This window comes from Dietzia sp. KRD202, from assembly GCF_017168155.1.
Taxonomy (GTDB): Bacteria; Actinomycetota; Actinomycetes; order Mycobacteriales; family Mycobacteriaceae; genus Dietzia; species Dietzia kunjamensis.
On sequence record NZ_JABFAN010000015.1, the window covers coordinates 22,860 to 36,147 of the forward strand.

Annotated in this window: 9 protein-coding genes; all 9 read right to left on the reverse strand. The window is 70.7% G+C overall.

All coding sequences use genetic code 11. The annotated features are described in order from the left end of the window. Positions 1-2 precede the first annotated feature (2 nt). Positions 3-1,649 (reverse strand): AarF/ABC1/UbiB kinase family protein, encoded by a 1,647-nt coding sequence (locus tag J1M64_RS10150; RefSeq protein ID WP_206474117.1) that lies wholly within the window; start codon positions 1,647-1,649, stop codon positions 3-5. After that, entirely contained in the window at positions 1,649-4,855 is a 3,207-nt protein-coding gene (locus J1M64_RS10155) for an HAD-IA family hydrolase (protein WP_206474118.1), read from the reverse strand. The genes J1M64_RS10150 and J1M64_RS10155 overlap by 1 nt, the downstream gene beginning before the upstream one ends. After that, positions 4,852-7,470, reverse strand: a complete 2,619-nt coding sequence (locus tag J1M64_RS10160) for a cation-translocating P-type ATPase (RefSeq protein WP_206474119.1) — start codon at positions 7,468-7,470, stop codon at positions 4,852-4,854. Before J1M64_RS10160 ends, J1M64_RS10155 begins: the two co-directional genes overlap by 4 nt. Beyond that, on the reverse strand, positions 7,467-9,920 hold the full coding sequence (locus J1M64_RS10165) for a phosphoketolase (protein ID WP_206474120.1): 2,454 nt from the start codon (positions 9,918-9,920) through the stop codon (positions 7,467-7,469). Before J1M64_RS10165 ends, J1M64_RS10160 begins: the two co-directional genes overlap by 4 nt. A 58-nt stretch (positions 9,921-9,978) precedes the next feature. Next, complete coding sequence (locus J1M64_RS10170; RefSeq protein ID WP_206474121.1) at positions 9,979-10,836, reverse strand: F510_1955 family glycosylhydrolase; 858 nt, start codon at positions 10,834-10,836, stop codon at positions 9,979-9,981. A gap of 197 nt (positions 10,837-11,033) precedes the next feature. Continuing rightward, the gene (locus J1M64_RS10175; protein WP_206474122.1) at positions 11,034-11,660 is read right to left on the reverse strand and encodes a DUF305 domain-containing protein; all 627 of its coding nucleotides are present in this window, start codon (positions 11,658-11,660) and stop codon (positions 11,034-11,036) included. Positions 11,661-11,765: 105 nt separating this feature from the next. Further along, a complete protein-coding gene (locus J1M64_RS20190; RefSeq protein ID WP_206474123.1) occupies positions 11,766-12,257 on the reverse strand; it encodes a DUF6153 family protein in 492 nt (163 codons plus the stop codon). A 155-nt stretch (positions 12,258-12,412) separates the two neighbouring features. Further along, positions 12,413-12,994 carry a hypothetical protein gene (locus J1M64_RS10185; RefSeq protein ID WP_021065011.1) on the reverse strand — a complete coding sequence of 194 codons (582 nt, stop codon included), beginning with the start codon at positions 12,992-12,994 and terminating at the stop codon, positions 12,413-12,415. Between the two features lie 29 nt (positions 12,995-13,023). Beyond that, the gene (locus J1M64_RS10190) at positions 13,024-13,287 is read right to left on the reverse strand and encodes a YHS domain-containing protein (protein WP_021010667.1); all 264 of its coding nucleotides are present in this window, start codon (positions 13,285-13,287) and stop codon (positions 13,024-13,026) included. Position 13,288: the final 1 nt, after the last annotated feature.

Sequence of the window (13,288 nt, forward strand, 5' to 3'; positions counted from 1 at the left end):
GGTCATCGCCGTCGCCGCGTGGTCCAGAGCAGGTAGCCGCCGAGTGCGGTGACCACGCTCGCGCCGGCGCCGATCATGACGCCTTCCCGCGAGCGCCATCTCGTGTTCCCGCTGACGAGTTCGCCGATGCCGTTGATCAGGGCGGCGGTGATCATGCCGGCGATCAGGCGATTGCCGATCCGTTCAGCCCGTCCCACGAGCGGTTCCAGTTCGGCCGCGCGCAGGTGCACCTCGAGGCCGCCGTTCTCCAGCACCCGCCGGAGCTGCTTGAGTGTTCCGGGCAGCTCGAGCAGCAGTACTCCGGCATCCGCGGATGCCTGTGCCCAGCGTTTCGCCAGGGCGGGGAGGGAGAACTGTCGCTGCACGATCCGCTCCGAGAAGGGGGTGAGCGCCTGCAGCATCTCGAACTCGGGGTCGAGCCGTGCCGCCAGTGCCTCGCCCATCATCAGGACCTTGAACAGCAGAGCGGTCTGCTGCGGCAGCTGGAGGTGGTGGTGTCGCAGCAGGGCGAGCAGCTCTCCGAGCAGGTGGCTGAGGTTAATGTCGGACAGGGGGCGTCCGAGATACCGCGACACGAAGACGTCCAGGGAGCGGCCGAGCTCGCCGCGGTCGGAGGTGTTCTTGGTGATCGAGAGCGCGAGCAGGGCGGTGGCGAGCGCGTTGGAGTCTCCGCGGGTGAAGGCGAGCAGCACGTCGGAGAGCTGCTCGGTGACCTCTTCGTCGAGTTGGCCGACCATGCCGAAGTCGATGAGGGCGATGGATCCGTCGGTTTGGATGAACAGGTTGCCCGGGTGCGGGTCGGCGTGGAAGAAGCGGTTCTCGAACACCATGGTGAGGATGAGGTCTGCGCCTCGCCTGGCCAGCTGGTTCCGGTCGATGCCGGCCGCGTCCAGGGCGGGCAGGTCGTCGACTCGGATGCCGTGCATCCGTTCCAGGGTCAGCACGCGTGACGTGGTCGTCTCCCAGAACACCTGGGGGACGGCGACGTCGGGTGAGTCGGCGAAGTCGGCGGCGAACCGCTCCGCGTTCCGGCCCTCCTGCAGATAGTCGAGCTCGGCGCGCAGCGTGCGGGAGAACTCCTCGACGATGCCCGGCAGGTTGTACTGGCGGGCGGCATCCCACCGCTTGTCGGCGCGCTCGGCGAGGTTCTGCAGGATCTCCAGGTCTTCGTGGATCTGGGCGACCGCGCCGGGTCGGCGGACCTTCACGACGACCTGGGTGCCGTCGTGAAGGGTCGCGGCGTATGCCTGCCCGATCGACGCGGCGGCCAGCGGTTGCGGGTCGAACTGTGCGAAGAGCTGTCCGGGGTCCGCGCCGAGCTCCTCGCGGATCACCGCCTTCATCGGCTCCCAGGCCTCGGGCGGCGCGGCGTCCTGAAGCTTGACCAACTCGGCGAGGTAAGCGGCGGGCAGCAGGTCGTTGCGGGTGGACAGCAGCTGGCCGAGTTTGATGAAGGTCGGTCCGAGCTCCTCGAGGGCGAGTCGGAGGTGTTCCGGACTGGTGTAGGGCTCGTCCCGGCGCGCATGCCCGAGAACGCCTTTGTTGAAGGGGATCCACTTCTCCAGTCCGAGCAGCCCGAGGCCGAGCCCGAGTCCGTGGTTCTCGAGGATGGTGGCGATGCGCCGATACCGGCTCCGATGCGTGCTCATCAGTCGAGGCCTCCTTCGCGGTTGGTCGCGTCGCGGGCCGAGGTGCCCGGGCCGATCGCGAACGTCTTGGTCTGTCCGGCCGAGAGCGGCACGGCGACCGCGCCGACGCGCACGTGGATCGCGGGTGCTGAGCCGGCGTGCACGCGAATCTCCAGGCTGCGGTCACGGAGCATCACGTAGACGAGGTGGCCGCGGTATCGGATCTGGAACCCGACCCGGGTGAGGTTCGGCGGCAGTCGGGGGGCGAAGACGAGCTCGTCGTCACCGAGGGCCATGCCGGCGAAGGAGCGGACGGGCAGGTCGATGGTGCCGGCCATCGCGCCGAGGTGGATCCCTTCGCGGGTGGTGCCGCCCTGGGAGTCGTCGAGATCGGCGATCAGCGCCTCGCGGAACGCGATCCAGGAGCGGGACGGGTCGATGCCGGCCAGGACGGAGGCGTTCACGACTCGGCTGAGCGTCGACCCGTTGGCGGTGCGGGCGAGGTAGTACTCGAACGTGCGGGTCAGGTCCTGCTCGGAGAACGGGTAGCCGAGCGTGGCGAGCTGCGCCCGGAGCCCGTCGTGACCGAGCAGGTAGACCAGCATGACGACGTCGGGCTGCTTGGCGAGCTTGTACCGGTTGGTGCTGTCGTTCTCGGACTCGAGGATGAGATCGAGCCGGCCGATGTTCCCGTACTCCTCGCGGTAGTGGTCCCAGTCCAGCTCCTGCAGGCTCTCGTAGCCGTCGAACTGGGTGAGGATGCCGTCGCGGTGGAACCCCACCGCCAGTCGTGTGCTGAGCCGGGCCCATCCCGCGATCTCCTCGTCGGTGACGCGGAGCCGGTCGCGGAGGCCCTCGCCGCGGTGCCCGTGGAGCAGGGCGAGTGTCCGGGCCGCTCGCGTGGCGACCCACGAGGCGAGGACGTTGGTGTACGTGTTGTCGCGCAGGCCGCTGCCGGGAGCGTCCGGGGCGCCGTCGTGGAACTCGTCGGGTCCCATCACCCCGGCGATGTGGAAGCGGTCGGTGGCAGTGTCGTGCTCGGCGAGCGAGGCGAACAGGCGGGTGACCTCGATGATGAGCTCGCCGCCGCGTTCGGCGAGCCACTCGAGGTCGCCGGTGGCCTGGTAGTGCTGCCAGGCGTTGTAGGCGATGGCGAGGCCGACGTGGCGTTGACGGTGGGAGTTGTCCGGCATCCACCGACCGGAGCGCGGGTTGTAGAGCGCCTCGGGCGTCTCCTCGCGACCGTCGCTGCCGCTCTGCCAGGGGAAGAGGGCTCCGCGGAGTCCGGCGGCGGTCGCCGCGGCGCGGGCGGCGTCCAGTCGCCGCCAGCGGTAGTCGATCAGCGCCCGGCTGATCTCGGGCGTGCGCAGAGCGATCACGGGCAGGACGAACACCTCGTCCCAGAAGACGTGCCCCCGATACCCCTCGCCGTGCAGGCCGCGGGCGGGCACCCCGGCGTCGAGCTCGACGGTGTGCGGCGAGAGGGTCTGGAGCAGGTGGAAGACGTGCAGGTTCAGGATGAGTCGGCTGTGCGTGTCGGCGTCCAGGGTGACCGCGAAGCGTTCCCAGAGTCGCCGCCACGCCGCCGCGTGGCGTTCCCGCAGCGCCTCGACGTCGCCACCGCGTTCGGTGAGCAGGGTCAGGGCGGCACCACCCGGCTCGCTGATGGCCCGATCGTGGGAGGTGTAGATCGCGGCCGTCTTGGTGAGGGTGACCGGTCGACCCTGCTCCAGAGGGATGCGCAGCTCCCGGGTGTGCTGCGATGGCGTGTCGATGCGGTGATCGGTCGCGCTGTCGGTTCCGGTGAGGGTCGTGCGGACGGCGGTGGCGATGTGGACCCGGCTCTGTCGGGTCCGCACCTCGCAGAGGGTGGTGTCGCCGACGTGGCGGAACGTCGGCTGCGTGAGGTGGGTGGCGTCCGATCCGAGGTACGCGGCCACGTTGCTGTTGCGCACGCCGGCGTCGATCCCGGCGCGAAGGGTGACCGTGCCGCTCCAGTCGGTGGCGGTGAGCGTGGTTTCCAGCACGGCAAGGTGAGGTTCGTCCAGGGAGGTGAACGTCGTCTGCACGAAGTCGAGTCGATCCCCGTTCGGAGCGGTGAGGACCGCGCGGCGGACGACCAGGCCGCGGCGCAGGTCGAGCTCGCGTCGTTCGCTGTGCGTCACGACCTGGCCGGTGGACAGCCACGGCCCGTCTCCGAGGCGGAGGTCCACCGGAAGCCAGTTGGGAGTGTTGACGAGATGCTCCTCCTCGAGCTCGCGCCCGTGGATGGTGCTCGCCAGCCGGTTGTACACGCCGGCGAGGTAGGTGCCGGGATAGTGGATGCCGTCGTCGTGGTGCTCGGGCCGGGCGCCCCGGGTGGCCAGGTAGCCGTTGCCCAGCGCGGTGAGCGCCTCCCGGTGCCCTTCGTGCGCGGGGTCGAAGCCGTCGTAGACCAGCTGCCACGGATCCGTGGTGGAGACGCCCAGGTCGAGCTCGGCGACATCGGCCAAGACGAGGTCGGCGCCCGCGGCCTCGAGCTGCTCCCGCGCTCCGGCGCGGTCGATGCCGACGACGAAGCCGAAGCCTCCGCGCCTCCCGGCCGCCACGCCGGCGACCGAGTCCTCGACGACCGCGGTGCGGGCCGCAGCGACACCCAGTCGCCGGGCTGCCTCGACGAACATGGCGGGATCCGGCTTGCCTTTCAGGTGATGCGAGAGCGCGATCCGGCCGTCCACCACGGTGTCGAAGCAGCCGGCCAGTCCTGCGGCGGCGAGCATCTGGTGCGCGTTCCGGCTCGCGGTGACCAGCCCGACCGGAACGGCCGCGCCCCGCAGGCGATGCAGCAGCGCCACGGTGCCCGGATAGACGCGCAGCCCGCGGGTGCCCAGCTCCGCCAGGAACAGCTCGTTCTTGCGCGCCGCGAGCCCCGCGATCGTCCACGCCGTTGGTGGGTCGTCGGGATCTCCGGCGTCCAGGGCGATCCCACGGGCCGTCAGGTACGCCGATACCCCGTCCTCGCGGGTTCGCCCATCCACATAGCGGCGGTAGTCGGCGACCGGGTCGAAGGTCGTCTCGGGGTCGTCCACCTGCACACGCGGGTCTCGCAGCACCTCGTCGAACAGCTGCTTCCACGCGGCGGCATGGATCGCGGCGGTGTTCGTGACCACGCCGTCCATGTCGAACAGCACCGCGTCGTAGACGGCATCGAGGTGGTGAGTCCCGCGCTCTGCCGACCGCGGAGTCATCGCGGCGCCTCGCGTCCGGTCATGAGGCGCCGCCGGGCGTCGACGCCGGGGCGAGGCTGCTCGCCTCTGCCGGGGCCGCGGGGGGCCTGCTGGGCGGGCAGCCGGAGCCGCTTGAGCAGGAGCGCGTTGACGGCGACGATCACGCTGGAGCCGGACATGGTGATGGCGGCGATCTCCGGGGAGAGCATGATCCCGAACGCGGGGTAGAACACGCCGGCGGCGATCGGCAGCGCGATCACGTTGTAGCCGATGGCCCAGCCGAGGTTCTGCCGCATCTTCCGCAGCGTGCCCTTCCCGATCTTCAGCGCGATCGCCACGTCCAGCGGGTCGGAGCGCATCAGGACGACATCGGCGGTCTCGATGGCGACGTCGGTGCCGGCGCCGATCGCGATGCCGAGGTCCGCCTGGGCGAGGGCGGGGGCGTCGTTGACGCCGTCGCCGACCATCGCGACCTTCTTGCCGGATGCCTGGAGCTCGGCGATCTTGGCGGACTTGTCCTCGGGGAGCACGTCGGCGATCACGGTGTCGATGCCCAGCAGCGAGGCGACGCGCTCGGCGGTGGGCTTGTTGTCGCCCGTGAGCATCGCCACCTCGATGCCCTGCTCGTGGAGTGCGTCGATCGCGGCTTTCGCGGTGTCGCGGGGGGCGTCGGCGAGGGCGATCACGCCGGCGATCTGCCCGTCGACGGCGAACATGATCGCGGTGCGGCCGCCGTCCGCGAGGGCCTGCTGCTGCGAGACGACCGGGCCGGTGTCGATGCCCTGCGCGGCCATCAGCCGGGCGTTGCCGAGCACCACCTGCTTCCCGTCCACGGTGGCGATCGCGCCCTGCCCGGTGACGTTGCGGAACGCGGACGCGGTGCGGCGCGGGATGTTCCGGCTGTCGGCGTAGGTGACGATCGCCTTGGCCAGCGGGTGCTCCGACTCCCGCTCGAGCGCGGCGGCGAGGGCGAGCAGCTCCAGGTCGTCCATGCCGATGGGGATGTAGTCGGTGACCTCCGGCTCGCCCTTGGTGAGCGTGCCGGTCTTGTCCAGCACGACGGTGTCGATGTGCGCGGCGGTCTCGATGCCGGTCGCGTTCTTGATCAGCACGCCGCGCTTGGCGCCCAGGCCCGTGCCGACCATGATCGCGGTCGGCGTGGCGAGCCCGAGGGCGTCGGGGCAGGTGATGACGACGACGGTGATCGCGAACAGGATCGCCATCGGCAGCTCCGCCCCGGCGAGGAACCACACCAGGAAGGTCAGGGTGCCGCCGACGAGGGCGAGCAGAACGAGCCAGAACGCGGCCCGGTCGGCGAGGCGCTGGCCGGGGGCCTTGGAGTTCTGCGCCTCCTGCACCAGCTTCACGATCTGCGCCAGCGCGGTGTCCGCGCCGACCTTCGTGGCACGCACCCGGAGCGTGCCGACGGTGTTCACGGTCGCCCCGATCACCTCCGAGCCGGGCGCCTTCTCGACCGGCATGGACTCGCCGGTGACCATCGACTCGTCGATCTCGGACTCGCCGTCCTCGACGACGCCGTCGGTGGGGACTTTCGCGCCGGGGCGGATGAGCATGAGGTCGCCGGGGACGACCTCGGAGGTGGGGATCTCGACCTCCTCTCCGTCGCGGAGGACGACCGCGCGGGCGGGCGCGAGCTCCAGCAGCCGGCGGATGGCGTCGTTCGCACCTCCCCGGGCGCGCATCTCGACCCAGTGGCCGAGCAGCACGAAGGTGGCCAGCACGGTGGCGGCTTCGTAGAACACCTCGCCGCCTCCGGTGAGGGTGATGACCAGGCTGTAGATCCAGCCGGCGCCGACACCGACCGCGACCAGCACCATCATGTCCAGGGTGCGGGCGCGCAGAGCCCGGTAGGCGCCGTCGAAGAAGATCCAGGCCGAGTAGAAGATCACCGGCAGCGACAGGATCAGCATGAACACGTCGTCGCGCAGCCCGAACGGGGCCGGCACCTCGAAGCCGAGCACCTCCCGGCCGATCGGGGACCACAAGGTGATCGGGATCGACAGGATCAACGCGACCAGGAACCGGTTGCGCATGTCGCGGATCATCGCCGCCATCGACATGCCGCCGTGATGCCCGCCGTGGCCCATCACATCCTGCGCGCTGCGGCCGGCCGGCTGAGCCCCGTGATCGTGCCCACCCTCGGTGGCCGGAGCGTGACCGGCATGCTCACCGGCGTCCACTGCGGAGTGGTCAGCGTGGTCCGCTGCCGGGTGCGGGTGCTCGTGCCCCGCCGGGGTGTCATGACCGGTGGAGACCGCGCGTCCCTCGTGCTCGGCGTGCTCCTGATAGCCGTCGTGCGCGTCATGCTCGGCGTGGGCATCGTGCTCGGCGTGGTCGTGGTGGTCGGCGTGCTCGTGGGGTTCGTGGGCGGGGTCGCAGATGTGGTCCGGGACGGACTGCCCGGCGCAGTGGTAGCCGCATTCGATCACCCACTGCTGCAGGTGCGCGACCGAGGTGGTCTGCGGGTCGTAGGTGACGGTCGCGGTCTGGGAGACCGGGTTCGCGTCGACGGACAGGACGCCCGGCTGGCGGGCGAGGTGGGCTTCGGTGACGTTCTTGGAGGTCGCGCGGATCATGCCGCTGACCTGCAGGGTCACGGTCTTGGTGTCGGTCATCGGATTTCCTTCGCGGTGGAGGGGCGGTTCGGGTCGGTGTCGGGGTGGGGCCAGCGCCAGTCGGCGACGGCGGGGATGTCGGTGCCGTGCTCGCGGGTGTGGGCGCGGGCGCGCAGGCGGGCGTCGACGAGTTCCTGCCGCAGCTGCGCGTGGGTCGCAGCAAGGCCCGGGACGTGGTCGAGGACGTCGATCGCGAGCCGGTAGCGGTCGAGGTCGTTGAGCATGACCATGTCGAACGGGGTCGTGGTGGTGCCCTTCTCCACGAAGCCGTGCACGTGCAGGTTCTGGTGCCCGGCGCGCTTGTAGGTGAGACGGTGGATCAGCCACGGGTAGCCGTGGTAGGCGAAGATCACCGGCTTGTCGGGGGTGAAGATCGCGTCGAACTCCCGGTCCGGAAGCCCGTGCGGGTGCTGGTCCTCGGATTGCAGACGGGTCAGGTCGACCACGTTCACGACCCGCACGGACAGGCCCGGGATGTGCTCGCGCAGCAGCGCGGCCGCGGCGAGCACCTCGAGGGTGGGCACGTCGCCGGCGGCGGCGAGCACCACGTCCGGCTCGCTCCCCTCGGTCTCGGTGCCGGCCCAGGGCAGGATGCCCAGGCCCCGGGTGCAGTGCTCGATCGCCTCGTCCATGGTGAGCCACTGCGGGGCGGGCTGCTTTCCGGCGACGACGACGTTGATGTAGCCGGTGGAGCGCAGGCAGTGGTCGTAGGTGGATAGCAGGGTGTTCGCGTCGAACGGGAGGTAGACGCGGACGATGTCGGGGCTCTTGTTCAGGGCGAGGTCGATGAACCCGGGATCCTGGTGGCTGAACCCGTTGTGGTCCTGCCGCCAGACGTGGCTGGAGAGCAGGTAGTTGAAGCTCGGCACCGGTTCCCGCCAGGGCACCTCGCTGGCGGCTTCGAGCCATTTGGCGTGCTGGTTGAACATCGAGTCGACGATGTGCGTGAACGCCTCGTAGCAGTTGAACAGGCCGTGCCGGCCGGTCAGGACGTACCCTTCGAGCCAGCCCTGGCACTGGTGCTCGCTGAGCACCTCCATCACCCGCCCGGTCGGCGCCAGATGCTCGTCCACCGGCAGCACGGTCGCGTTCCACTGCTTGCCGGTGGCCTCGAACACGGGCGGGGCGAGCCGGTTGGAGGCGGTCTCGTCGGGGCCGAAGATGCGGAAGTTGTCCGGGTTGTGCCGGATCACGTCGGCGAGCCATTCGCCGAGCACCCGGGTCGCCTCCCCGGTTTCCGCGCCTCGCGCCTCGGGGTCGACCGGGTGGGCGTGGTCCCGGAAATCGCCCAGGCGCAGCGGGACGGTCAGCTGCCCGCCGTTCGCGACCGGGCTCGCGCTCATCCGCCGCACTCCCGCCGGGGCGACCGCGACCGTGGCGGGGAACGGGGCGCCGTCGGCGTCGAAGAGCTCGTCGGGCCGGTAGGAGGCCAGCCAGTCCTGGAGGATCTGCAGGTGCTCGGGGGTGTCGCGGACCTCGGCGAGCGGCACCTGGTGGGACCGCCAGGTGCCCTCCACGGGGAGCCCGTCGATCACCGGCGGGCAGGTCCAGCCTTTCGGGCTGCGCAGCACGATCGCTGGCCACGCAGGCCGGCCCTCCAGGGTGCCGGCCGCCGCGGCGGTCTTGATGTCCGCGATCCGGTCCAGCACCTCGTCCAGCACGCCGGCGAACCGGGCGTGGGACTCCCGCGGGTCCTCGCCGTCGAAGCCGACGGTGACCACGAACGGCTCGTGGCCGTAGCCGCGCAGCAGCGCGACCAGCTCGTCCTCGGGGATGCGGGACAGCACCGTCGGGTTGGCGATCTTGTACCCGTTCAGGTGCAGGATCGGCAGCACCACCCCGTCCGCGGCGGGGTTGAGGAACTTGTTGCCGTGCCACGCGGTCGCCAGCGGCCCGGTCTCCGCCTCCCCGTCGCCGATCACACAGGCGACCAGCAGATCCGGGTTGTCGAACGCGGCGCCATAGGCGTGGACAAGGGAATAGCCGAGCTCGCCGCCCTCGTTGATCGACCCCGGCGTGTCCGGGGACGCGTGCGAGGGGATGCCGCCGGGAAAGGAGAACTGCCGGAACAGCGCCCGCAGTCCCTCCTCGGTGCGGTCGATCCGCGGGTACAGCTCCGTGTACGTGCCGTCCAGGTAGGCGTTGGCGACCATGCCCGGCCCGCCGTGCCCCGGCCCGGTCACGTACAGGGTGTTCAGGTCCCGATCGGTGATCGCCCGGTTGAGGTGGGCGTACAGGAAGTTCAGGCCCGGGGTGGTGCCCCAGTGCCCCAGCAGCCGCGGCTTGATGTGCTCCGCGGTGAGCGGGTCGCGCAGCAGCGGGTTGTCGAGCAGGTAGATCTGCCCGATGCTCAGGTAGTTCGCCGCCCGCCACCACGCATCCACCTCCTCCAGTCGGTCCAGGGTGACGTCGGTGGCGCGGTGGGCCCAACGGGCCGCTGCGGTGCTCATGGTAGGACTCCTCGCGGTTCGCGGCCGAGGCCGCCGAATGTGGGCATGATGCTAGCGGTCATTGTGCGGTCCCTGTCGGGAGGACGACGGTGGTCTCGGTGCCGTGGATCCAGACGACGCCGCGGTCGTCGACGAGCACGACCGCCCCATCTGCGTTCCCGAGCGCCTGGACGGTGCCCGTGGCGGCACCGACGCTGTCCCAGGATCCGGTGCCGGTGAGTCGCCAGAGGGTGCCGTCGGTGTCGACGCCGACCAGCCCGCCTGTGGAGTCCGCCTCCACCAGGTAGAGCGGCGGCGCATCCGCGACGAGGTCGAAGGTGGCGCCCGCATCCCGGCTCTCCTGCAGGCCCTGCCGCGTCGCGGCGTAGAGGGTGCCGTCGGTGGTGACGGTCAGGTCGGCGGCGAGGAGCTCGGCGCCGTCGATCCAGGTGGTCCCGCCGTCGGTGCTGGTGCGGATGGTGATCGAGCTGGACCCGATCCCGTGGATCGCACGGTCTCCGGCGGTGAGGACGTGGAAGTCCTCCTGCCCGGTAAACGCGACCGGCTCCCAGGTGGTCCCGGCGTCGGTGCTTCGGATGAGTCCCAGGTTGTGCTCGCCGAGCTCCGCCGGGGTGTTCGGTCCGGGGTGCCCGGAGGCGTAAAGGACGTCGCCGTCGGCGGTCAGGCCCATCGCGTCGAAGTCCGCGCCTCCCAGGGGGCCGGAGATGTCGCCGGTGTCGGTGAGGGTGTAGAGGCCGATGTGGGTGCCCAGCAGCACGGTGCTCCCGCCGAGGTCGACGATGCCGTGCACATGACCGAGACCCGTGTCCGGGGCGGGTGCCGAAATGGCGGTCGGCGTGGAGGTGCAGCCGGTCAGCAGCAGGCCCGCGGCAGCGGCGACGGCAGCGGCCGTGATCGTGGTGGCGTTGCTGCTCATGCGATCGCCTGGATGAAGAGGATGGTCGCCGCGGACAGGATGATCAGGGCGAGGATGATGGCCCACGAAGCACGCGGCCAGAGTCCGGGAAGTCATGATGGGCCTTTCGACGGGCCGGCGCTGTCGGTCAGGACGGATGCGCCGGGCCTCGGGCGGGGCCAGGTGAGGGGTGGTCGGCCCCGCCCGAGGGGTTCGGGTCAGAGGGTGGCGAGGATGTCCTGCATGGTGGTGATCTCGGCGGTCTGTCCGTCGATGATCTGCTGGGCGAGCGCGGCCACGTCCGGGTACTCGCCGTTGTTCAGCACCATCTGGGCCATGGTGACGGCGCCCTGGTGGTGGCCGACCATGCCCTCGAGGAACAGCCGGGTCGCCTCGACCCCGGTGGCGGCGTCCAGGGCGGCCATGTCGTCGTCGGACATCATCCCGTCGCCGTGGTCCATGCCGCCCATCCCGCCCATGTCGGACATGGAGTCGTAGTAGGGGATTCCCCAGTCCTCGAGCCAGCCCTTCATGGTCTGGATCTCGGGGCCTTGGGCGGCTTTGATCTGCTCGGCGAGGGTCACGACCCGCTCGTCGATGCCGTCCTTGGCCAGGATCTGATCGGCCATCTCGATGGCCTGTTCGTGGTGCGGGATCATCATCGTGACGAACATCTCGTCAGCGGAGTTGAACGATGCCTGCTCGGAGGGGGCGGGGGTGCTGCTGGTCATGCCGCCGGGGCCGTGGTCCATGCCGGGCATGGATCCGTCGGTGGGCGCGCAGCCGGCGAGCACGAGCGCAGCGGCGAGCGCGCCGGTGCTCAGCGCGAGAATGCGGAAACGCATGGGTGGGTGTCCTTGTCTAGTCAGTCGAATGGTGAGTTGATTCCCGTGCCGTATGCGGGCACGGCGCAGCATCTCCCGGCACAGCAGCGACGGGAGGGCGGGGAATCAGGTTCGACTGATCGACAGGACGATGAGGGAAGGTGGTCGGGGGTGCGGTAACGCGGTGAGCACATTCCGCCCGTGCAGGCGTAGCAGGGCGAGGACGGTGCCCAGGCGGGCCAGCAGCGCCGGGGCGAGCAGCACGATGGTGGCGGCCAGCAGCGCCAGCACGCACGCCATCATCAGCATCGAATGGTCCGGCATTCCGCCCGAGCTGTCGCAGTCGCCCTCGCAGTGCCCGCCCGAAGCCTCGGTGCCTGTCCCGATGGTGTTCTCGAGCATGCTCCCGGTCGCGACGGTGCCGCCCAGGTCAGAGTCGGGCGCGGCATGGGCGGCTTCGGAGGCCGCTGCGGGGGTGTCGGCGTGCCCGCTGGTGAGCGTGCCGGTGAGGGTGTGCATGGCCAGCAGGCCGGCGATCAGCAGGAGCGCGGTCGCGAAGGTCAGCAGCAGCCGGTGCAGCCCGGATGGGGCGTGCACCAGGGCTCGGATGTGGTTCACCGCCGACCTACTTCCCGCGTCCAGCGTACCCCGGTGTGCCTGGATCCCCCGCCGGCGCCGATCGGGCGCACGGCGGTCCTGCCCAGCCTGGTCGCCCGACCGATGCCTGGCCAGGGGCGATGGTCCCGGATGGGGACCGGTGCGCGGCAACCGGCTCATCGGCGGCCCGTTCCGGCACGGTGGGCCTTCTCCATCAGAGCCAGCAGCCCGAGGGTGTCGTCCTTGATCTGGGTGCGACCGACGACGGCCCAGTTGCGGGCGAGGTGATCGCGGAGATAGTCGAGGATGTGCTCGAGGGGGACGGTGTGCCAGGAGCCGGACCGATGGGGGCGGGCGGTGTTGCCGAACGCGACCGTGCGGATCAGGTGGCCCTCCGGGGCGAGGACCTGCCCGGCCGTCAGCAGCTCCTGGACGAGGGCGGGCGCGTCGGCGGGGGTGCAGCAGCCGAACCGGGCGAACGCGGCCTCCAGCACCGCGGGGTCGCGCATCGCGGGGTTCAGCTTCGGGGCGCCCTCCTTGACCTCGCCGACGATCATGTCCGGCGCCCCGGGGCGGGCGCCGAGGGCCGGGTCGGGGTCGTCGCCGGGGATGTGGTGCAGTCGGATCGCGAGGATGTCCAGGTCGGTGACGGTGCGCGGCCCGTCCGGACCGGTCGCGTCCAGCACCGGGTACTCGGCGACGGTGAAGTACCCGTTCACCCGCAGGTAGGCCTGCACCAGACCGACCGCTGTATCCATCCCGCGCCCCCTTTCCCTGCCGTCGTGGGTCAGGCGGCGTTGGCGTAGCGGGCGGGGTCGCCGTCGAACAGCGGCCCGCACTCGGGGCAGCAGAACCAGTACCGCGCGCCTTCGTAGTCACGGAACAGGCCGCGCTTCTCTGCCCACGCCGGGTCGACCTGATTGCCGGGCATGACCGGGCAGGTGACGAGGTTGGTCGCCCCGGCCGGGGGCTCATGGTGATGGTGCTCGTGGGATCCGTGATCGTGCGCGGCGTGCTCGTGGCCGGTGTGGTGCTCGTGGTCGTGCGTCATG

Excerpts from the sequence above, each read along its gene's own strand:
- J1M64_RS10170 (WP_206474121.1), bottom strand. The coding sequence starts at position 10,836 with ATGAGCAGCAACGCCACCACGATCACGGCCGCTGCCGTCGCCGCTGCC.
- J1M64_RS10190 (WP_021010667.1), bottom strand. The coding sequence starts at position 13,287 with ATGACGCACGACCACGAGCACCACACCGGCCACGAGCACGCCGCGCAC.
- J1M64_RS10165 (WP_206474120.1), bottom strand. The coding sequence starts at position 9,920 with ATGAGCACCGCAGCGGCCCGTTGGGCCCACCGCGCCACCGACGTCACC.
- J1M64_RS10155 (WP_206474118.1), bottom strand. The coding sequence starts at position 4,855 with ATGACTCCGCGGTCGGCAGAGCGCGGGACTCACCACCTCGATGCCGTC.
- J1M64_RS10185 (WP_021065011.1), bottom strand. The coding sequence starts at position 12,994 with ATGGATACAGCGGTCGGTCTGGTGCAGGCCTACCTGCGGGTGAACGGG.
- J1M64_RS10150 (WP_206474117.1), bottom strand. The coding sequence starts at position 1,649 with ATGAGCACGCATCGGAGCCGGTATCGGCGCATCGCCACCATCCTCGAG.
- J1M64_RS10175 (WP_206474122.1), bottom strand. The coding sequence starts at position 11,660 with ATGCGTTTCCGCATTCTCGCGCTGAGCACCGGCGCGCTCGCCGCTGCG.
- J1M64_RS10160 (WP_206474119.1), bottom strand. The coding sequence starts at position 7,470 with ATGACCGACACCAAGACCGTGACCCTGCAGGTCAGCGGCATGATCCGC.